Genomic DNA, 20691 nt, shown 5'->3' on the forward strand with positions numbered 1-20691 from the left:
CGAATACACGGGAGACGCTATGGTCGCGACGGCCGCCGGACGATCCAGCGGGCCGGTCGATCGAGGTACAGCAGGCTGTACTAACCGCGCCGCTGGGCGTCCTCGAGATACCGCAGGACCGCCGTGACCCGCCGGTCAGCGCGGTCGTCGGGCGCGAGTCCGAGCTTGGCGAAGATGCTGCGGATGTGCTTGTGCACCGCCCCGTCGGTGACGAACAGCCGCTGCGCGATCGCGGTGTTGCCGAGGCCCTCCGCCATCAACGAGAGCACCTCGCGCTCCCGTGCGCTGAGTCGGCTGAGGGTGCTGTCGGGGCGGCTGCGCGCGAACAGTTGGGCGACCACCTCGGGGTCGATGGCCGTGCCGCCGTCGGCGACGCGGTGCAGCGCGGCGAGGAACTCCTCGACCCGGCCGACCCGTTCCTTCAACAGGTAGCCGAGCCGGGTCGTACCGCTGGCGAGGAGGTCGGTGGCGAAGGTCTGTTCGACGTACGCCGACAGCACCAGCACCGCGAGGTCGGGGTGACGACGCCGGGCCTCGACCGCCGCCACGATGCCCTCGTCGGTGTGCGTCGGTGGCATCCGGACGTCGACGATCGCCACGTCCGGGACGTGCGCGTCCACTGCGGACAGGAAGGTCGTCGGCGTGTCGGTGGTGGCGACCACGTCGAGCGACTCGGCCCGCAGCAGCAGTGCCATGCCCTCCCGCAGCAGGGCGTCGTCCTCGGCGATCACGATCCGCACGGCAGCTCCACGAGTAGTGTCGTCGGCCCACCAGGTGGGCTGGTCAGCGTGAATCGGCCGTCGTGGGCCTCGACCCGGCGGCGGATGCCACCGATTCCCGAGCCGGCGCCCTCGTCGGCCCCGCCCCGGCCGTCGTCGTCGACGCGCAGGCGCAGCCGGTCGTCCCGGCGGTGGACGGTGACCGCCGCCGTGGTGGCGCCGCTGTGCCGGGCCACGTTGGTCAGCGCCTCCGCCACCACGAAGTACGCCGTCGCCTCGACCGACGCCGCGCATCGGCCCGGGACGTCGACCTCCACCGTGCACGGCACCGGGCAGCCGACGGCCAGGCCGTCGAGCGCGCCGGTGAGCCCACGATCGTCGAGCACCGGCGGCAGGATCCCGCGCACCACGGCACGCAGTTCGGCCAGCGCCAGCTCGGCTGACTGCTGTGCCCGGTCCAGGATCTCCGCCGCCTGCGCCGGGTCGCGAACCACCGCCCGCCGCGCCGCGCCGAGCAGGACGGTCACCGCGACCAGCCGGTTCTGCGCCCCGTCGTGCAGGGAACGCTCGATGCGGCGTAGCTCCACCGCGTGCGCGTCCAGGGCGGCGGCCCGGGTCGCGGTCAGCTCGGCGATCCGCAGCGACGTGTCGACGTCGCGCGGCGGTGCCAGCAGGCGTCGCCCCGGCAGTGCCTGTAGCCGGGCCATCGGCGGGCCGAGCGTCACGGTCGCGGCGAGCCAGCCGACCCCCAGCAACGCGACCACCAGGGCGTCGGGCAGCCCGTCGATCCGCCAGATCACCACGCCCGGTCCGCCCTCGTCCGGCGGCAGCATCCAGAAGTACAGCGGGAACAGCAGGTACTGCACGGCGGAGATGGGCAGTGACAACCCGAGCACGCCCAGGCCGAAGCCGATCGTGGCATGGACGGCGACGAACGCGCCCTCGCGCCGGGTCCACGGGTCGCGCAGGACACCGCGTAGCTCCCCCGGTACGCGTGGCGGTGCGGGCAGATCCCGCGCCAGGGACAGCCGGGCCCGTTCCCGGTCGGCTGCCGACCGCACCGCCTTGGCCGCCGACGGGACCAGCCACAGGCCGACGCCGACCAGGCACGCCAGCCCCACCAGGAGCAGCAGCAGGAACACCGCCAGGGAGAGCAGTGACGTGCCGAGACCGCCGACGAGCTGTTCGACCGCGTCGACGGAGGTCCGTGCCCGGTCACGCAGCCGCCGCCGCACCGCGCGGGCACGATCCGAGCCCACCGTGACCGGCCCGGCGACGGAGTCTCTGCGTGGCATCCGTACCTCCCCGGCAGAGACGATAGGCGACGCGAGGCGCCGTCGGCGCCTCGCGGCCCGGAAGGTACAGCCTGCTACCCGACCTCGGTGTACCGGTCTACCTGTCGGCGTCGACGCCACCCGTGCGGCGTCGGCTGGGCGCGGTCACGGCGCCGCCACCGGCGCGTCGTTGCCCGGCAGCTGGCTCACGCGGGGCAGCCGCACCACCTCGGCCGAGCGGCTGCTCAGCTCGCTGGTCGGGCACAGCCCGGTGACCAGCATCGTGTTCCAGGCGATGTCGATCGGATGGGGGTCGGGCAGGCCGACATGGTAGTGACTGATGTTGATCCCGGTCGACACCTGCCGGGCACCGTCGCGGCTGTGCAACGAGATCGTCAGGTGCCCGATCACCGCGCCGTCGTGGCCCCAGAACTCGCCGCACGGGGTGGGCAGCGAGTAGATGCCGAGCCCGTAGCGGCCGGCCTCGGGCACCTCCGGCAGCATCGGCACCCCGGTGAGCATCTCGTCGAGGGTGGCCGGGCTGAGCAGGTCGCCACCGAGCAACGCCCGGAAGAAGGTGTTCAGGTCCGCCGTGGTGGCGATCATCTCGCCCGCCGTCCACCCCCAGCTCATGTTGAACTCGCTGAGGTCGCGTACGCCGAACGGGGCGAAGTAGGCGCCGCTGTGCGGGCCACGGATCGTCGGGTCGGTGCCGGGGAAGGACGTCCCGTTGAGCTTCAGCGGTCGCAGGATACGTCGCTGCACCTCGGCTGCCGCGTTCTTGCCGGTGACCTTCTCGATCAGCAGACCGGCCAGGACGTAGTTGGTGTTGGAGTAGCTGAACCCGGCCCCGGGAGCGTTGGTCGGTGGCATGGCCAGGCCGGTGGCCACCAGCTCCGCCGGGGCGTACGTGGTGACCCGCATCCGGTCGATCGACGCGTACGAGTCGAGCATCGCGTTGGTGTAGTTGCCGATGCCGCTGGTGTGGTTCAGCAGCATCCGGACGGTGACCTGGGTGCCGAGTTCACCCGGCACGATGTCGGGTAGCCACGCGCCGATCGGGTCGTCGAGTCCCAACCGGCCCTCGTCGACGAGTTGGAGCACGGTGGTGGCGACGAACGTCTTGGTGATGCTGCCGATGCGGTGCCGCATCTGCGGCTGCATCGGTCGGGGCTTGATGAGGTACGCCTGGCCGGCGGCATCGCGCCAGTCGTGCCGACCGTCACGCACGGCGACCAGCACACCCGGGGCACCGGCCTCGGGCACTGCGGCGAGGGCGGCGCGTAGCGCGGCCCGGTCCGGGACGCTCGGCCCGGGAGGCGGACCCGGACGGGCGGTGGCGGAGGCGGGTACGACGGCGATCGTGGTCACCAGGGCGACGCTGGTGACCACGATCTTCAGTGTCCGGCGGAGTCTCGACATATCTGCATACTTGCCGGAGTCCGGGCTGCCCGCATCCTGCTCAGGCGGGAGACGTGCCTCCCGCTGCGGAGGGAACGCGGGGTGACCCCGGACGGAGGGGTCGGTGCTCAGCTCAACGTGAACGTCACATCGTCGAGGTCGAAGGTGGTGACCCCGTTACCGGCCGCCTCGCTGGAGAGGAAGCTGGCCGTCGCGGTGCGCTCGATCGGGGCGGTCCCGGTCGACATGACGTACTCCCGCCACTGTGCGCCACCGTCGAAGGCCAGCGAGAACCTCGTCTTCGGCGGAACCCCGGTCACCGCCAACCCGACGTTGAGGTAGTCGCCGCGGCTGATCTCCGTGGTGGTGGTCCGGACCCAGAAGCGGACCGTCAGGTCACAGTCGGCCGGCACCGTGAGGGTGACGCGCAGCAGGTCGGAACGGGTCACGTCCAGCCCGGCGAAGGTGGCGTACGCGCGGCCGGTGCGGGCGGGTCGGTTGGCGTCGCCGAGCACGACCATGCGGGGACCGGCCTCCCAGCCGGTGGTGCCTCGCTCGAAGCCGGGGTTCGGGTGGATCTGCCTGGCGCAGGTCGCGTCGGGGACGGGGCGGTCGTGGGGAGCGCTGCCCGGGGTCAGGAGCAGTAGTGCGGCGGCGATGGCGGTGGTGACGAGGGCTTTCATCAATCCTCCCCGAATCAGGGCACGCACGGTGCGATTCAAGATTGACACTCCTCGATAGGGGTTGCCCCGTCAAGCGTTTCCCGAGTTCCGCCACACGCGCTCAGCCACCACCGGGGCGACGCGCCGATCGGGGAGCCGCCCCGGTGGGCCGACCCACCCGGGCGACATGCATCAGGCGGTCCGGTGTCACGTCCAGCAGCGCGCCGAGCGCCGTCCGGGTGGCGGCGACGTCGATGAGCTGGCTCAGCGGATGCGCCACCAACCCGGCGGTGTGCAGGGCCAGCCAGACCCGCAGCAGCACCCGGCCGAACTCGACCTGCCCGGCCGGGTCGAGGTCCGCCGGGGCGACCAGGACCAGCACCGTGCCGCCGCGCGCGAGCGGGTCGTCGGCCGCGGCGAGCAACCTCGGCAACCCCAACGGCCGCAGCAGGGGATAGGCGGCCAGCGCCGCGCGCAGACCGGCCGCCGCGGGCCGCGACAACGCCAGGCATCGGTCGCTGAGCCCGTCGGCGTCATAGCTCGGATGCGTCGGGTCCAGCCGCAGCCAGCGACGCAGCTCGGCGACGACCGCCGGGTCGGCGTACAACTGCCGGTCGGCGGCGCGCAGCAGGGCACCGAGGCGATCGGGCTCCGGCACGGCGCGGACGGCTCCACCGGCGTGCCGGGCGACCGCGTCGAGCGCCGCGAGGGTGTCCTGCTCCGGGCCGTCGGTCAAGCGGCCCCGGTCGGTACGGCGCTCCCACACGTCCGTGGTGCGAAACGGTGTCGGGTAGCGGTGCTCGGCCGTCCGCAGCCAACCCACCCGGCGGTGCCGCTCGTCGTGGTCGGCGACGTACTCGAGTCGTAGTCCGGCGTCGGCCGCGACGATCAGACAGGTCTCGACGAACGCGCCGAGGGACAGGCGCAGGTCCCGGCCGGTGGCGTCGGCCACCGGCAGCGTGCGCGACTCGTCCCACCCGACGCGGATCGCCTGCGGCTCGTAGCGCAGCCGCCACGGCTGCGTGTTGTGCGCGCTGGGGGCCCGCCAGCACAGCGGTTCAAGCGCGCGGAACGCGGCGACGTCCACCTACAACTCCTTGGCGTAGAAGGTGTACCCGTGCAGCGGACGACCGCCGAGCCGCCGGTACTGGGCTGCCGACGCCGGGTTGTCCCGCCCGACGAAGGTGCTGCGCAACGTCGTGTAGCCGCCGACGTGCAGGTTCCGGTGCAGGTGCGCGGAGAGCAGCCGCTGGTAGCCGCGTCCCTGGTAACGCGGGAGCACGCCCTTGACGATGAGCACCGCCTCTCGCCGGTAGCGGCGGCGCGCGGCCAGCAGCCGCAGCTGGTTGACCGGATGCAGGTCGCCACGCACCCGGACCAGGAACTCGCTGATGTCCGGTACGCAGAGCACGAACGCCACCGGTCGGTCGTCGCGGGTCAGGTAGAGCAGCAGTGACTCGTCGAGCAGGTACGCCAGCCCGTCGGTCTGTCGCCGCAGTTGCGCCGCCGAGATCGGGGTGTAGTAGCCGAGCTGGGCGAACGAGTCGTTCAACATCCCACGCAGCAGGTCGAGCTGCTCGTCGAGGCGTCTGACGTCACCGTGGTGCAGTTCGAGCCGGGCACCGTCCGGTTCGACGTGCGCCGAGGCCGGCACCGGCCGGGTCGGCGCGGTCACCGGGCAGATCCAGGTGTCCGACTCGAACCGTCGGTGGAACCCGTACGCCTCGTAGGCCGCGACGTAACGCGGCGGGTTCCAGGCGCTGTCGACGAAGCCCCGCTCGGGGTGGCCGGAGGTGATCACCCCGCCGGCCTGGTTGGGCAGCAGCGACACCGGTCCGAAAAGCAGGTCCCGGTCGGCGTCGGCGTGCGTGCTGATCGCGTCGAACAGCGGCTGGGCGGCCGGTGGGGTGAACTCGGTCAGCCCGAAGAGCTGGCACCGTCGGCCGAGCTTGGCGTCGAAGGCCGCCTCGGTGTGCATTGTGGTGCGGGCGACCACCGCGCCGGTGGCGTCCCGCAGCAGGTACAGCGGCACGCCGTCGCGCCACCACCTGCTGATCTGCTGCCGTGGGATGGGCACGTGCCGCGGCTCGTCGGCGTAGAGCCGATCGGCGAACGTGAGGAACTGACGCAGCTCGCGGCGGGTGGTGACCCGCTCGAACCGGTGGGAGCCGGTAGTCACCGACGCACCGCCGGCCCGGTCGTCTCCGCGCCCAACGGGGTGAAGGTGTCGATGTGGCCGATCTCCGGGCCTTCGGCCCGCCAGGCGCCGTTGGAGTAGCCGTCCGGGTCGGCGCTGTAGAGCCGGATGAACCCGGCCTTGGCGTTGCGGGTGCCGTCGGTCAACCAGACCATGAGCCGCCGGTGATGGCGGGTACGGGCGAAGCGCAGCATCGCGTCGCGGTCGGTGAAGAACGCGATCGTGCCCAGGGTCAGCGGGAACTGCCAGTAGACGGTGTGCCAGCAGTAGCCGGACATCCGCCGCATGTCGCGGACCATCCGGAACCAGTCCGGCGCCAGCCGCAGCAGCACCAGGGGATTGGCGTAGCGGGTGCCGCCGATGAACATGGCGCCGGCGCGGGCCTGGGCGGGGGCACGGGAGAAGTCACGGGTACGCATGGGTCACCTCACCAGGTAGACGTTCTTGATCTTCTGCGGTCCGGCGAACGGACCCTGGCCGGGTTCGTGCAGCTCCACCCGGAGGTCACCGGCGGTCGGGTCCTCCACGAGGGACTGGGCGAAGTCCCGCGAGACCGAGGTGAGGTGCCGGCGTACCCCGCTGCGGCACGCCTCGGCGAGGGCGTCGCGTGCCGCGGTGGCCAACGGGCGGCGCAGTTCGAGGTGGATCACCGGCCGGGTCTCCAGTGCGGCGTCCTCGACCAGGGTCAGACAGAAGGCGTTGATCTCGGCGGCGTGCGGGTTGCCGGCGTAGAGGCCGTACTCGACGTCCTGGGGGTAGAGGTTCGCCCCCAGGTAGGAGACCGTGGAGTCGCGTCGGCCGAACAACAGCAGCACCGGCAGGGTCATCCGTTCGGCCGCGACGGCGGTGCGCAGTTCGGCCCGGCGTACCGGATCGGCCTGCGCCAGCTCGACCACCCGCCGGTACGGCACCAGCAGCGCCTCGTCCCCGACGTTGTACCGCAGCCGGGGTTGCAGCACGTCACCGGTGACCGTGCAGATCAGCTCCCGTCGCTCGTTCGTCTCCAGGTAGGTGGTGAACGGGTTGTACTGGAACACCATCGGCAGCCGCTGCTCGTCGGCACCGAGCAGCGCCTCCCGCAGGCCACGGTCGGTCTGCAACCGTCGCCGCAGCCACACCGTGAACCGGGTCTCCGCACCGATACCGATGGTCAGGTCCGAGGCGCCGTACGCCGAACGCACCAGTGCGAACCGCTGCTCCAGGTAGTCCCGCAGCGCCTCGGTCATGCCCTCGCCGCCGCAGCTGGCGAAGATGCGGTACCGCTTCCAGGGGAAGCCGTCGGCGTCGAGCCGGTCGCGCAGGTGCTTCAGGAACGGCGGGTAGGCGGTCACCAGGTAGTCGAAGTCGGGGCCGAACTCGCGGAGCGTGTCGGCGATCTTCCCGAGGTCCGGTCCGGTGTTCTTCACGACCGCGATGCGGGCCATCGCGGCACCGGTCGTCGTCCCGGTCGCCCAGGCGCCCATCGAGTAGGCGTTGATGACGAACGGTCGGCGCATCGGGAACACCAGCCCGGTGTAACCGGCGATGTCGCGGTGCACCGCACGCAGCTCCCGGTCGCCGCGAGGCCAGTTGAACGGCTGCCCCGAGGAGCCGGCCGACTCGTCGACCACCACGCCACGGCTGGGCAACCGTCCGTTCCAGCAGCGTGCGGCGGCGTCGTGCGGCGTGACGTAGCTGAGCTTGTCGGTCTCCGGATAGTCGCTCAACCGTCGACGGGTGCCGGGGCGGGCACGCAGAAAGGCCCGGTAGGCGGGCACCTGGCGAGCGGCGCGTACGCAGGTGGCGTGGGCGTGCGCGGCGGCCAGTCGGTCCAGGACCGGGTGGTGCCACCGGGCCAGCCACCGCCAGCCGGCGGGGTGGCGGCACACGAGCCGGCTCAGCACGGCGACCAGGCGGCCGAGCGGCCCCAGCAGGGCCTGCCGGGCGTGTGCGGCCACCGCTGGCAGCGGTGATTCGGCGGTACGCAGAGCGACGTGTCGGTGCGGCAGTTCGGCCATGCCGAAATCCTGTCGGCGCCGGGACGGCCACACCTGAGCACCGCGTACGGCTTGTGCTGAGTACCCCTACCCAGTCCCGGGCCCGGCGGTCACTCGTTGAGCAGTTGCTCCCGGAGGACGCCCTGCACCAGGTCGCTGACGCGGCGGCCAGCGGAGATCCGCTTTCGACGGCTGCCGGACCGACTTCCCCTTGACCCTCGACCTGGTCGACGGCCCACTCTGCACGACGACCGTCCGAGAACGCGTACGACGAGGGGGAGGCCACGATGCTCGACCTGGCGGTGCTGCGCCCGATACTCCGGGCCGCCTGGGGCGCGGACACCTGCGACCCGCACGACGTGCGGCACTGGCGGCCGGACAACCCGGCTCGCGGCCAGTGCGGGGTGACCGCGCTGGTCGTCCAGGACCTGCTCGGTGGAGAGCTGATCCTCGGCGAGGTATTCGTCCGGGACGACAAGGTCGGTCACCACTACTGGAATCGGCTGCCCGACGGGCAGCAGGTGGACCTGACCGCTGACCAGTTCCGTCCGGAGGAGGTCGTCGTCGGCGGTCGGGTGCAGCAACGGCCGCCGGACGCACCTCGGCGATGCCGGGAACAGTACGAGATCCTGCGGCAGCGGGTCCGGTGTCTGCTGGCGGCGGGTCCGTGGCCGGACGCCGCGCCACCTGATGTCACGCCTTTGTGATCGAGACGCGGTTGGGGTGCGCCGGCTCCGGTTGGAACATGGTCAGCAGACTTTCGCCCTCGGCGACCACGGCGTCACGTTCGTCGGCAGTGAACGGGCGCAGCGGCGTGATCCGCAAGGTGGCCGCGCCGCCGTCGACGGTGACCGCCCAGGTGCCCGAGACCCGGCCGTCGAGCAGCAGGAAACGTGCGCCGGTGACGCTCAGCCCGCGATGCTCGGCGTCGATCACGCGGCTGCGGTCGTCGTAGCCGAGCACCGCGTTGTCGAACGCTGGCAGGAAACGGGGCGGTGCCGGGGTCTGCGGGTCGGGCAGCGCACCGTCGGGCACGTCGAGCAACTCGCGGCCACGCTCGTCGCGGAACGTACGCAAGGTGGGTCGCAGCCGTTGGACGGACTCCCGTAGCCCGCTCAACCCCGACCAGGCGCGGATGTCGGCGGTGGCCGCCGGACCGTACGCGGCGAGGTACCGCAGGACCAACGCGTCGACCGCGTCCGGCGACTCCGGCCCCGGCGGGCGGCCCAGCCACGCCTCGACGGTGGTGTAATACGCGCGGGCGCGCTCGCCCCAGACGCCACGAGGGGGCACCTGCACGAGCGGCACGAGGGTGCTGAGCGCGTCGCCCAGCGTGCGTGCCTGCACCCCCGGCCAACGGTCGACGATCTCGCGGGCCGCCTCGGTCAGCATGCGCGGCCGCTCCTCGAACAACGGTCGGCCCACCGCCGCCAACTCGTCGAGGTCGACACCGGGTAACGCCCGGCGCAACGTCGACCACATGCGGGAGACCAGCATCGTCTGGTGCACCGGCCGCAGCGCGACGCAGTCGTCGGCGGTCACCAGGTGCAGGGTGCGCCGCATCAGCAGGGTGCGCACCGCCCGGCGGCTCAGCAGCAACTCGGCCAGCGCCGACGGCCGGAAGTCGACCAGTCGGCTCCACAACCCGGCGTACGGCTCCAGCGGTTCCTGCGCCTGCAACCCCACCAGGTGTTCCACAGCGGAGGTGACCGGCATGTCGTGCCGCCGCAACAGCAGCTGACGGGCCAGTAATGCCCGGTTGAGGGCACGTTGGTCGAGCACGCTCATGGCGGGGAGGCTAGCGCCCACCCCGGACATCTCTCCCGGCGTGGCTCACGCGACGAGCAGGCGCAGACCGAGTTCGGCGGTGTCGAGGGCGGGCGAGGCGAGCCGGGCCGAGACGAGCCGGGGTTACGCTGGCCGGGTGCGGTTGGTCATCATGGCAGACACCCACCTGCCGAAACGGGCCCGTGACCTGCCGTCCGGGCTGTGGGCTGCCGTCGACGCCGCCGACCTCGTCATCCATGCCGGTGACTGGGTCAGTGTCGCGCTCCTTGACGAGTTGGAGCGGCGCAGCGCCCGGCTGATCGGCGTCTACGGCAACAACGACGGTCCGGAACTGCGTGCCCGACTGCCGGAGGTCGCCCGGGTGGAGGTCGCCGGTCTGCGGCTCGCGGTGGTGCACGAGACCGGTCCGGCCAGCGGCCGGGAGCGGCGGTGCGCGGCCCGCTTCCCCGACCGCGACGTGCTGGTCTTCGGGCACTCCCACATCCCCTGGGACAGCGAGGCGCCCGGCGGGCTGCGGTTGCTCAATCCCGGTTCGCCGACCGACCGGCGTCGCCAGCCGTACGCGACGTACCTCACCGCCGAGCTGGCCGACGGTCGGCTCGACGCCGTCACCCTGCACGAGGTGCCGCGCTGACTCGGCACGAGGTGCCGCGCCGAGGGCGGGCATAGGCTGGGCGGCATGCCGAAAGCCATCTGGAACGACCTGGTCATCGCGGAGAGTCCGGACACCGTGGTGGTGGAGGGCAACCACTACTTCCCCCGAGCCGCGCTCCGCGACGACCTGCTGAGGGACTCCGACACCCACACGTTCTGCCCGTGGAAGGGCACCGCGTCGTACTACACCCTGGCCCACGGCGGCCAGACCAGTGTGGATGCGGTCTGGTACTACCCGCAGCCGTTGCCCGAGGCCGAGATGGTCCGCGACCGGGTCGCCTTCTGGAAGGACGTCACGGTCGTCGACTGACGCGCGCCGACCCGGTTCGTGACGTCGACCGGGCGCAGCGGGTGCACCGCCGGCCAGAGCAGCCATCCGGTGACCGGACTCGGCTCTCAGCCGCGCCGGTGCCTGGTGATGCGCCGTACGCCGGCGTAGACGAGTCCTCCGGCCAGCAGCCAGGGCGCCGCGACGACGATCGGGTCGAGCGGGTGGTGCACCCGGTCGGCACGCCGACCACGCGTTCGGGAGGCGAGGCCGTGATGGGAGAACTCGCTGCGCACTCCGGTCTCGGTGACCGGATTGTCGGGGCGGCGGGTGACCAGGGACCGCAGCGTGCTCTCGGCGGTGTCCACCCGGTCGGCGGCCAGCAGCAGCAGCCAGTGCGCGGCGCGCCCTTCGCTGTAGGTGCGGTAGGCGTACCTGCGCATCACCCCGGAGAGCCCGCGGGGCGGGCAGGAGGTGCCGAAGACGGGAGTGAGGAACTTGTGTTCGATCGACCTTTCCCGGGGCTGCCGCTCGGGCTGGCGCTCGGGGAACTGCCAGTGTGCGCCGGTGTGCTCCGGGTCGAATCTCTCCCGGGGCACCGAGGGGCGGTCCTTCGGGTCCAGGTCGACGCCCCAGCCGGGAATGCGGGCACGCAGCTGGTCGCTGGAGCGGGCCAGGGGCGGTTTGTCGGGCGTGTAGGGCATCTCCGGCTCCCGGTCTGGTCAGGCGGTGTTCGGCACGATCAGCGGCTTGATGCAGCCGTCGAGCTTGGCCGAGAAGATGTGGTACGCCTCGGCGATGTGTTCCAGCGGAATCCGGTGGGTGATGATGTCGCTGGGCTTGAGGTAGCCGTTGCGGATGTGCTCGAACAGGCGTGGCCACTGGCGCTTCACCGGGCACTGGTTCGTCCTCAGGGTGAGCCCCTTGTTCATCGCGTCGCCGAACTTCACCGCGCTGAACATCGGCCCGTAGGCGCCCATCACCGAGATGGTGCCGCCCTTGCGTACCGAGTCGATCGCCCAGTTGAGGGCGACCGGTGACCCGCCCTGCAACTTGAGCTTCGCGGCGGTGACGTGCTGGAGGAGGTTGCCGTCCGCCTCGGCTCCGACCGCGTCGATGGCCACGTCGGCACCGAGGTGGTCGGTGATCTTCTTGAGGTGTACGACGATGTCGTCGTACTCGGCGAAGTTGTAGGTCTCGGCGTGGGCGAACGAGGCGGCCTTCTCCAGCCGGTAGTCGAGATGGTCGATGACGATGACCCGACCGGCTCCCATGAGCCAGGCCGACTTCGCCGCGTACAGTCCCACCGGCCCCGCGCCGAAGACCACCACGACGTCGCCTTCGACGATGTCGCCGAGCTGCGCCCCGAAGTATCCGGTGGCGAGGGCGTCGGTGAGCATGACGGCGTCGTCGTCCGCCATCCACTCGGGAATGATGCTCGGACCGACGTCGGCGAAGGGCACCCGGACGTACTCGGCCTGACCGCCGTCGTAGCCGCCGCAGGTGTGCGAGTAGCCGTAGATCCCGCCCACCGCCGTGGCGTTCGGGTTGACGTTGTGGCAGTTGCTGTACAACCCCCGGGCGCAGTAGAAGCACGACCCGCAGAAGATGTTGAAGGGGACCATCACGCGGTCGTCGGGCCGCAGGTTCCGCACTGACGGGCCCACCTCGTCGACGACGCCGATGAACTCGTGACCGAAGGTCGTCCCGACTCGGGTGTCGGGCATCATGCCGTGGTAGAGGTGCAGGTCGGATCCGCAGATCGCCGCACGCGTCACCCGTACGATCGCGTCGTTGGGGTGTTCGATCGACGGGCGGTCCTTCTCCTGCACCCGGATTCGGTACGGCCCGCGATAGACCATCGCCCGCATCGACTCGCCTCCTGGACCAGATCCGGCGGATCTCATCGGCCTCGATCCGTCCGCTTCCTCACCTGGTACCCGGACGTCTGGCCGACAAACTGACGACCGGTGAAGCCCGGGGGAGTGACCCCACCTTCGTCCTAGGACGGCTTGGCGGTTGTGCGGCGGCACGCACCGCGGCCCCCGGTCCACCACTCACCCGAGGTGATCTACGGTGGCAGTCGAGGAGCGCAGACCATGTCACGACCTGGGGCACAGCGAGCCCTGATCGCCGCCGTCCAGGTGCTCAGCCTGGCGGTGTGGTTCTCGGCCTCGGCCGTGGTGCCGGCGCTGCGCGAGGCGTGGCAGATCAGCGCGACCGCGTCGGTGTGGCTGACCGCGTCCGTCCAACTCGGGTTCGTCGCCGGTGCCGTCACGTCGACCCTGCTGAACCTGGCCGACCGGACGAGGCCGCACCTGTTGATGGCCGGTTGCGCGACGCTCGCCGCCGCCTGCACCGGCGTCTTCGCCCTCACCGTCGACGGGCTGGCCGGGGCCATTCCGCTGCGGTTCCTCACCGGGGTCTTCCTGGCCGGGGTGTATCCGGTCGGCATGAAGCTGACCGGCTCCTGGGTGCCCCCGGCCCGCCGGGGGCTCGCGTTCGGCGTCATGATCGGCGCGCTGACTCTCGGCTCGGCGCTACCGCACCTGATCGGCGGGTTGGGCGACCTGCCGTGGCGCGGCGTGATGGGCACGGCGGCCGGGAGCGCGCTGCTCGGCGCGGTGGTGTCGGTGACCCTCGTACGCGAAGGTCCGCAGTTCGCCCCGGGCCCGCCGCCGCGCCCGTACCCCCGGTACGCCCTGGCGATGTTCCGCCAGCGTGGTCCCCGGCTGGTGAACCTGGGCTACTTCGGGCACATGTGGGAGCTGTACGCGCTGTGGACCTGGCTGCCGAGCTTCCTGATCGCGGGTACGGCGGCCCGGACAGGTCGGGACGACGCGAACGTCAGCCTGCTCGCGTTCCTGGCCATCGGCCTGGCCGGGGTCGCCGGATGTCTGGCCGGCGGATGGGCCGCCGACCGGTTCGGACGCCCCCGGGCCGCGTTCACCGCCCTGCTGGTCAGTGGCGTCTGCTGTCTGGTCTCACCCCTGTTCTTCACCGCGCCGCCCGCCGCCGTCGTGCTGCTGGGCGTGGTGTGGGGCGCCGCGGTGATCGCGGATTCCGGTGTCTTCTCGACCGCCCTGAGCGAGGTCGCCGACCGGCGGTACGTCGGCACCGCGCTCACCGCGCAGACGGCCATCGGTTTCGCCCTCACCGTCGTCACCATCCAGCTGGTACCCGTCCTGGCCGACGAGGTCGGCTGGCGTTGGGCGTTCCTGCTGCTCGCCCCCGGCCCGCTCGTCGGTGCGCTCGCCATGCGGGCGTTCGGTCACCAACCCCCGCGAGTAGCGGGGGCGGCTCGCGTCAGGGGACGCTGAAGGCCCGGCGGTCGAGTCGGGCTTCGATGGCCTGGGCGGCCGTGCGGAGCGCGGTCTGTAGTCGGCTCTGTTCGAGAGCCCGGTGCTCCGAGTCGGAGGGGACCGAGATCGCGGCGATCACCCGACCGGCCCGATCGTGCAGGCCGGTGGCGATGCACGAGACGCCGATCTGCCGCTCCTCGCGGTCGTACGCGAAGCCGGTCCGTCGTACGTCGGCGAGTTCGGCGCGGAGCAGGGCGGGCGACGTACGGGTGTACCTGGTCAGTGGCCGTAGTCCCTGTGCGATGACCTGCTCGACCACCGATTCCGGCGCACCGGCCAGGAGGATCTTGCCGAGTCCGGTCGCGTAGAGCGGGTTGCGGGTGCCCGGTCGGCTGCGTACCCGCCCGTCGGCATGGCTGATTTTGAGCAGGTAGATCAGCTCGGTGCCGTCACGTACTGCGAGATGCGCCTGGAGGCCGGTCTCGGCGACGAGGCGTTCCATGGGGACCTGGGCCTGCTCGGTCAATGCGCGCAGTAGTGGCACCTGAGTGCCGATCTCGAACATCCAGATCGACAACCGGTACTGTCCGCCGTCGGTTCGTTCGACGGCACCAGCGGCGTTGAGGCTCACCAAGAGCCGGTGTGCGCTTGCTTTCGTCATGCCCAGCAGCTCTGCGCACTGGCTGACGCCGATCTGCCGATGGGTCCGGAACAAATCGAGGATCCGGAATGCCTTCAATACGGTGAGTGACGGGTCTGTGCTCATGTCGCGCTCTCTCCTGCCTTCGAGGGTTGACTACGGAGAGTGATTTTTTGTGGGGGATGTTGTCGACTTGGCAACCAGAAATTTACGAAGACCATCTCGCAATCCGATACGTATTCATATACGACCCCGGGCTTGAAGCGCCATAGTCCCAGCCAGCGGCCGTGGACGGAGCGCACTCGAAGGGGAGCCAATGTTCAAGAGCATCAATCGAGTATCTGAACGGGTGTCACTCAGCGTGCGTGAGCGGCTCGGTCAGATCGACACAGCCACGCTGTCGGACGCGATGGGCCGTCACGGAGCGATGTCACACCGCATGCGGCCGTTGGACATCGATCGCAAGCTCGTCGGTACTGCCGTCACGGTGCACTGCCCGGAGGGCGACAACCTGATGGTGCACAAGGCGCTGCAACTCGGCGAGCCGGGCGACGTGTTGGTGGTCGACACGGGCGGCACCTACGACGCCACCGTCCTCGGGCGCAACATGTCGCTGTTCGCCCAGCGTGTCGGCTTCGCCGGAGCGGTGATCGACGGCAGCGTCCGCGACCGGTCCGGCATCATGGCCATCGGATTTCCCGTCTTCTGCGTCGGGATCGTGCCCCGCTCCGCGGTGAAGCACGCGGTGGGCGCGGTGAACGTGGCCATCACCTGTGCGGGCGTGGTCGTCCAGCCGGGCGACGTGATCGTCGGTGACGAGGACGGCGTGGTCGTGGTCCCACGCACGATCGCCGAACAGGTCGCCGACGCCGCCGAGGAGCGCCTCCGGATGGAGGAGCAGCAGAAGCGCGACGTGCAGGACGAGGACCTTCCGTTGGAAATCCTCTACGGACGGACCTGGGTCGACGAACGCATGCGACCGGCACTGGACGAGCCGTTCCAGATCCCGGGAAGCCTGCCCTCATGAGTCTTCCTGTGGCGATCGTGGGATCCGGCAACATCGGCACCGATCTCATGGTCAAGATCCACCGTTCCGCGGACCTTGAACTGGTGGCCATGGTCGGCGTCGATCCCGCCTCCGAGGGCCTCGCCCAGGCCCGACGGACCGGCGTGCCGGCCTCCTCAGGCGGGGTCGACTGGCTGTTGACCCTGGACCCGCTGCCCGCGCTCGTCTTCGAGGCGACCTCCGCGTCTGCGCACCTGGCCCATCACTCCCGCTACGCCGATGCGGGAATCCAGGCGATCGACCTCACCCCGGCGGCCGTCGGCCCGTTCGTCGTGCCGTCGGTCAACCTCGACCAGCATCTGACCGCGCCGAACGTCAACATGATCACCTGTGGGGGCCAGGCCACCATCCCGATCGTCGCGGCGATCTCGGCAGTCACGCCGGTCAGCTACGCGGAGATCGTCGCCTCCATCGCGTCCCGGTCGGCCGGTCCGGGAACCCGGGCCAACATCGACGAGTTCACCACCACCACCGCTCGAGGCGTGGAGTTGATCGGCGGCGCCCAATCCGGCAAGGCGATCATCATCCTCAACCCGGTCGATCCGCCCATGATCATGCGCGACACCGTCTACTGTGCCGTCGACCCCGATGCCGACCGGGCCCGGATCAGCGAGTCGGTCCACCAAATGGTCCAGCGGGTGGCCGACTACGTGCCGGGCTATCGGCTGGCGGCCCCGCCGCAGTTCGACGACCCCCGCCCCGGCTGGCAGGGCCGGGCCCGGGTGACGGTCCTGTTGGAGGTCGAGGGCAACGGCGACCATCTGCCGCCGTACGCCGGCAACCTCGACATCATGACCGCGGCCGCGACCGCGGTGGGGGAGCGGATCGCGGCGGCGCGGGCGGGGGTGGCGTCGTGACCGGCCCGCAGGTTCGCCTCACCGACACCACGTTGCGCGACGGCAGCCACGCCATGCGCCACCAGTTCCGACCCGACCACGTGCGGTCGACCGTCCGGGCGTTGCGCGCGGCGCGGGTACCGGTGATCGAGGTGACACACGGCGACGGCCTCGCCGGATCCTCCTTCAACTACGGCTTCTCCGCGACCCCGGAGCTGCACCTGATCGACGTCGCCGTCGCCGAGGCCGGTCCGGCCCTGATCGCGGCGCTGCTGCTGCCCGGAGTGGGCACCGTCGAGCAGCTCCGCGCGGCGGTCGACCACGGTGTCGGCCTGATCCGGGTCGCCACCCACTGCACGGAGGCCGACATCGCCAGCCAGCATCTCGGGCTCGCCCGCTCGCTCGGCGTCGAGACGGTCGGCTTCCTGATGATGTCCCACATGATCGAGCCGGCGCGGCTGGCTCGCCAGGCCCGGATCATGGCCGACGCCGGAGCACAGTGCGTCTACGTCGTCGACTCCGCGGGCGCACTGCTGCCCGACGACACCACCGCGCGGGTGGCGGCGTTGCACGCGGAACTCGGCACGGACGCGCAGGTCGGATTCCACGGCCACAACAACCTCGCCATGGGGGTAGCCAACTCGGTCGCCGCGGTCCGCGCGGGTGCGCGGCAGATCGACGGTGCGACCCGGGCGCTGGGCGCCGGTGCCGGCAACTCGCCGACCGAGGTGCTCACGGCCGTCTTCGACCGGCTCGGCATCGACACCGGAGTCGACCTCGGGCTGGTCCTGGACGCCGCCGAGGAGACGGTCGCGCCCTACATCGAACGAGAGCCGGTGATGGACCGGGCGTCGATCGTCATGGGATATGCCGGCGTCTACTCCAGCTTTCTGCTGCATGCCGAACGGGCTGCCCACCGCTACGGCGTGCCCAGCCACGAGATTCTCCGCGAAGCCGGCCGGCGCCGATACGTGGGTGGTCAGGAGGACCTCCTGATCGACGTGGCGGTGGCGCTGGCGGAAGACCGTTCCCGAGCACACCCGACTGACCCCACCGACAGAGAGGTCGCCCACAATGACCCAACCTCGTAGATACCTGGCTGCCGCCGCGCTGGTCACCCTGCTGACGCTCAGCGCCTGCGGCGACGGAGGCGGCGCACCCCGAGAGGTCGCCGCGCCGGACAACCTGGAGAGTGCCGCCAAGGAGGAAGGCACCGTCACGCTCTACAGCTCGGTCGAGGAGGAGGCGACGGCCGCCTTCGCCAAGTCCTTCACCGACAGGTACGGCATCAAGGTCGAGGTCGTCCGACTGACCAGTGCACAGCTGGCCCAGCGATTCTCGGCCGAGGCGCAGGCCGGCGCGCCGGCTGCCGACGCCCTGTTGATCTCCCGTACCGGCTTCACCACCGAGGCGATCACGAACGGCTGGCTGGTGCCGTTGGCCGACGCCGGTCTGCCGGACTTTCCCGGTGGGCTGGACCCCCGGTTCGTACTTCCCGACGAGGGCACCGCCATTTCGATCATCCAGCCGGCCGGCATGGCCTACAACACCGACCTGGTACCCGCGAACGAGGCTCCGAAGACCTGGGAGGACCTGCTCGACCCCAAGTGGCGCGGCAAGATCGCCATCCCGGATCCGGCCTCGTCCGCCTCGTACATCGGGGAGTGGCTGGTGGTGGCCGAGGCCAGCGGACCCGACTTCCTGGAACGGTTCGGCGCCCAGGACCTGAAGAAGTACGCCAGCGGGGTGCCGGCAGCTGCGGCCGTGGCCGCCGGTGAGGCGGCGTTCTGTGTGATGGGCCTGGGCTCGCACATCGCCGACCCGAAGGAGAAGGGCGCGCCCATCGAGTTCGTGGCCCCGGAGCTGACCAGCGGGGCGGAGGTCGTCCCGGGTGTCGCGGCCAACGGCCGGAATCCGAACGCCGCCCGTCTGCTGGTGCAGTACGCGCTCTCCAAGGAGGGCAGTGTGACCCTGGCCGACGCCGCCGGAGCCGTCTCCCCGTACGACACCGGGAAGCTCCCGGGTCAGTACGTCTCACCGGACCTGGCCGGGGCCGGGACACAGCAGGCATCGGTACTCGCCCGTCTCGGGCTGAGCTGATGGGTGTGCCGCGATGGTGACGATCGCTCCTCCCGAGCCGGAGGCCGCAACGCCCGCGCCGGCTCGGGAGGTCCGGCGCCGGATCACCCCCTTCGCCGCGATAGCGACGGTGGTGGCGACGGCCTTCGCCCTGCTGGCGACCTACCCGATCCTGCGAGTGGCCCTCGGCCTGTTCGTCGTCGACGGCAGCCCCACCCTGGGACCGATCAGGGACGTGTTCGCTGTCCCGGACCTCGGCACCCTGGTGCTCAACACGTTGATCGCGGTCGTCGTCAGTGGCGTGCTCGCCCTCATCGTCGGGTCGGGCCTCGCCTGGCTCAACGAACGCACCGACGCCCGCCTGGCCGGGATCACCGACTCGATGCCGTTGATTCCGTTCCTGTTGCCTCCGATCGCCGGCGCGGTCGGTTGGGTGCTGCTGCTGTCGTCGAACGCGGGACTGCTCAACGCCTTCATCAGGTGGGTGGTCGGCGGTGTCGGCATCGAGTTGGCCGACGGTCCGTTCAACATCTTCTCCTGGCCCGGGCTGATCTTCGTTTACACGCTGTACCAGGTGCCGTACGTCTTCATGCTGGTCACCGGGGGTCTGCGCAGCGCCGACGCGAGCCTGGACGAGCAGTCGAGGATCAGCGGCGCGAGCCGGTGGACGACGTTGCGACGGATCACGTTCCCCGCCATCCGGCCGAGCATCGGCGGGGCGATCCTGCTGATGGGCTGGCAGGGTTTCTCGCTCTACTCGGTCCCGGTCATCATCGGCTCGGGCGCCGGCATCGACGTGCTCTCCGTCCGGATCGTCGACCTGCTCTCCTTCACCTACCCGCCGGAGACGGCGACCGCCGTCGGCCTGAGCTTCATCGTGCTGGTCTTCGTCGGTGTCATGTGGTACTTCCAGTCGCGGCTGTTGCGCAGCGGCCGGCACGCCACCATGGGGGGTAAGGGGCAGCGCTTCACCCGGCAGGAGTTGGGTCGCTGGAAGTGGCCGGCCCGGCTGGTCATCCTCGGCTACGGCTTCCTCGCGGTGGTGCTGCCGGCGGTGGGGCTGCTGCTGGTGTCGTTCAACGGCTACTGGACGCCGAAGATCAAGTGGGCCGGACTGAGTCTGGACTCGCTGCGGGAATCGGTCTTCGAGAGCACCCAGACGCTGACCGCGGTGCAGAACAGCCTGTGGATCGGCGTCACCGGGGCCACCATCGGCATGATCGCCGCAGCGCTGATCGCCCTGCTGGTCGTGCGCTCCCGCAACCGGGCGGTGCGGGTCCTCGACGGGGCGATCAAGCTGCCCTCGGTCTTCTCCCACCTGGTGATCGCGGTCGGCTTCATCCTCGCCTTCGGTGGTCCGCCGTTCTACCTCGGCGGCACCACGGTGATCCTGCTGCTGGCGTACATCAGCATCTATCTGCCGCAGGGTTCGGTGGCTGCGGACTCCGCAGCCAGCCAGGTGGGCAGCGACCTGGCGGAAGCCTCACAGATCAACGGTGCCGGCGGTGGCAAGACGTTCCGCCGGGTGTACCTACCCCTCATGGTGCCCGGACTGGTCGCCGGTTGGGCCTTCCTCTTCGCCCGGATGGTCGGTGACCTCACCGCGACCGCGGTGCTCGCCGGCACCTCCAACATGGTGGTCGGTTTCCGCATCCTGCAGATCTACGAGAACGGGTCCTACGCGGAACTCGCCTCACTGTCCGTCGTCCTGACCGCCATAACCGCGCTCGTCGTCGGACTCTCGCTCGTCTACTCCCGCTGGCAGGGCCGTTGGCAGGGAAACAGCCGCCGGCCCCGGAGAGCCCGATGACCACGCAACAACCCGGAGG

The 20691-nt window shown here is 70.8% G+C and carries 21 protein-coding genes; 9 read left to right on the forward strand and 12 right to left on the reverse strand.

The genetic code is table 11. From position 1 onward, the window contains the following. Positions 1-80 precede the first annotated feature (80 nt). From FF096_RS16175 to FF096_RS16210, 8 genes are all read right to left on the reverse strand, one after another. Positions 81-740: a response regulator transcription factor gene (locus tag FF096_RS16175; RefSeq protein WP_309223391.1), complete on the reverse strand. Its 660-nt coding sequence runs from the start codon at positions 738-740 to the stop codon at positions 81-83. Next, a complete protein-coding gene (locus tag FF096_RS16180) occupies positions 728-2014 on the reverse strand; it encodes a sensor histidine kinase (protein WP_155218934.1) in 1287 nt (428 codons plus the stop codon). The genes FF096_RS16175 and FF096_RS16180 overlap by 13 nt, the downstream gene beginning before the upstream one ends. Positions 2015-2158: 144 nt before the next feature. After that, positions 2159-3385 (reverse strand): serine hydrolase domain-containing protein, encoded by a 1227-nt coding sequence (locus FF096_RS16185; RefSeq protein ID WP_309223401.1) that lies wholly within the window; start codon positions 3383-3385, stop codon positions 2159-2161. Positions 3386-3522: 137 nt separating this feature from the next. Then, positions 3523-4077 (reverse strand): hypothetical protein, encoded by a 555-nt coding sequence (locus FF096_RS16190; RefSeq protein WP_155218938.1) that lies wholly within the window; start codon positions 4075-4077, stop codon positions 3523-3525. A 100-nt stretch (positions 4078-4177) separates the two neighbouring features. Then, the gene (locus FF096_RS16195; protein WP_309223392.1) at positions 4178-5143 is read right to left on the reverse strand and encodes a nitroreductase; all 966 of its coding nucleotides are present in this window, start codon (positions 5141-5143) and stop codon (positions 4178-4180) included. Then, positions 5144-6235, reverse strand: a complete 1092-nt coding sequence (locus FF096_RS16200; protein WP_309223393.1) for a hypothetical protein — start codon at positions 6233-6235, stop codon at positions 5144-5146. After that, a complete protein-coding gene (locus FF096_RS16205; protein ID WP_155218940.1) occupies positions 6232-6672 on the reverse strand; it encodes a DUF4188 domain-containing protein in 441 nt (146 codons plus the stop codon). The genes FF096_RS16200 and FF096_RS16205 overlap by 4 nt, the downstream gene beginning before the upstream one ends. 3 nt (positions 6673-6675) lie before the next feature. After that, complete coding sequence (locus tag FF096_RS16210; RefSeq protein WP_155218942.1) at positions 6676-8250, reverse strand: phenylacetate--CoA ligase family protein; 1575 nt, start codon at positions 8248-8250, stop codon at positions 6676-6678. A 266-nt stretch (positions 8251-8516) separates the two neighbouring features. On the opposite strand from FF096_RS16210, the gene FF096_RS16215 reads away from it, so the two are divergent. Further along, positions 8517-8936 carry a hypothetical protein gene (locus tag FF096_RS16215; RefSeq protein WP_230462656.1) on the forward strand — a complete coding sequence of 140 codons (420 nt, stop codon included), beginning with the start codon at positions 8517-8519 and terminating at the stop codon, positions 8934-8936. On the opposite strand, the gene FF096_RS16220 is transcribed toward FF096_RS16215, so the two are convergent. Beyond that, complete coding sequence (locus FF096_RS16220; protein ID WP_155218944.1) at positions 8923-10017, reverse strand: winged helix DNA-binding domain-containing protein; 1095 nt, start codon at positions 10015-10017, stop codon at positions 8923-8925. The two genes, FF096_RS16215 and FF096_RS16220, sit on opposite strands and share 14 nt — an antisense overlap. Positions 10018-10153: 136 nt before the next feature. Here FF096_RS16220 and FF096_RS16225 point away from each other — a divergent pair, with 136 nt between their 5' ends. Beyond that, positions 10154-10651, forward strand: a complete 498-nt coding sequence (locus tag FF096_RS16225; protein ID WP_309223394.1) for a metallophosphoesterase — start codon at positions 10154-10156, stop codon at positions 10649-10651. 45 nt (positions 10652-10696) lie between these two features. After that, complete coding sequence (locus FF096_RS16230; protein WP_155218946.1) at positions 10697-10981, forward strand: DUF427 domain-containing protein; 285 nt, start codon at positions 10697-10699, stop codon at positions 10979-10981. 86 nt (positions 10982-11067) lie between these two features. On the opposite strand, the gene FF096_RS16235 is transcribed toward FF096_RS16230, so the two are convergent. Both FF096_RS16235 and FF096_RS16240 read right to left on the reverse strand, forming a co-directional pair. Beyond that, positions 11068-11643: a hypothetical protein gene (locus FF096_RS16235; protein ID WP_155218948.1), complete on the reverse strand. Its 576-nt coding sequence runs from the start codon at positions 11641-11643 to the stop codon at positions 11068-11070. Positions 11644-11661: 18 nt separating this feature from the next. Continuing rightward, the gene (locus FF096_RS16240; protein WP_155218950.1) at positions 11662-12810 is read right to left on the reverse strand and encodes a zinc-dependent alcohol dehydrogenase; all 1149 of its coding nucleotides are present in this window, start codon (positions 12808-12810) and stop codon (positions 11662-11664) included. A 228-nt stretch (positions 12811-13038) separates the two neighbouring features. Between FF096_RS16240 and FF096_RS16245 the strand changes: the two genes are divergently transcribed. Next, positions 13039-14259: an MFS transporter gene (locus FF096_RS16245; RefSeq protein WP_155218952.1), complete on the forward strand. Its 1221-nt coding sequence runs from the start codon at positions 13039-13041 to the stop codon at positions 14257-14259. Here FF096_RS16245 and FF096_RS16250 read toward each other — a convergent pair. Beyond that, positions 14246-15007, reverse strand: coding sequence for an IclR family transcriptional regulator (locus FF096_RS16250; RefSeq protein ID WP_155218954.1), 762 nt, complete (start codon positions 15005-15007; stop codon positions 14246-14248). The genes FF096_RS16245 and FF096_RS16250 overlap by 14 nt on opposite strands. A gap of 223 nt (positions 15008-15230) precedes the next feature. On the opposite strand from FF096_RS16250, the gene FF096_RS16255 reads away from it, so the two are divergent. The 5 genes from FF096_RS16255 to FF096_RS16275 are packed head-to-tail and all read left to right on the forward strand — an operon-like array spanning position 15231 to position 20672. After that, entirely contained in the window at positions 15231-15908 is a 678-nt protein-coding gene (locus FF096_RS16255; RefSeq protein WP_196222550.1) for an RraA family protein, read from the forward strand. Further along, positions 15905-16804 (forward strand): acetaldehyde dehydrogenase (acetylating), encoded by a 900-nt coding sequence (locus FF096_RS16260; protein WP_155218958.1) that lies wholly within the window; start codon positions 15905-15907, stop codon positions 16802-16804. The genes FF096_RS16255 and FF096_RS16260 overlap by 4 nt, the downstream gene beginning before the upstream one ends. After that, positions 16801-17874: a 4-hydroxy-2-oxovalerate aldolase gene (gene dmpG, locus FF096_RS16265; RefSeq protein ID WP_309223395.1), complete on the forward strand. Its 1074-nt coding sequence runs from the start codon at positions 16801-16803 to the stop codon at positions 17872-17874. The genes FF096_RS16260 and dmpG overlap by 4 nt, the downstream gene beginning before the upstream one ends. Further along, positions 17858-18883, forward strand: a complete 1026-nt coding sequence (locus FF096_RS16270; protein ID WP_155218960.1) for an ABC transporter substrate-binding protein — start codon at positions 17858-17860, stop codon at positions 18881-18883. Before dmpG ends, FF096_RS16270 begins: the two co-directional genes overlap by 17 nt. Before the next feature lie 13 nt (positions 18884-18896). Further along, positions 18897-20672, forward strand: coding sequence for an iron ABC transporter permease (locus tag FF096_RS16275; RefSeq protein WP_155218962.1), 1776 nt, complete (start codon positions 18897-18899; stop codon positions 20670-20672). Positions 20673-20691 lie beyond the last annotated feature (19 nt).

This window comes from Micromonospora sp. CP22 (assembly GCF_009712475.1).
GTDB lineage: Bacteria > Actinomycetota > Actinomycetes > Mycobacteriales > Micromonosporaceae > Micromonospora.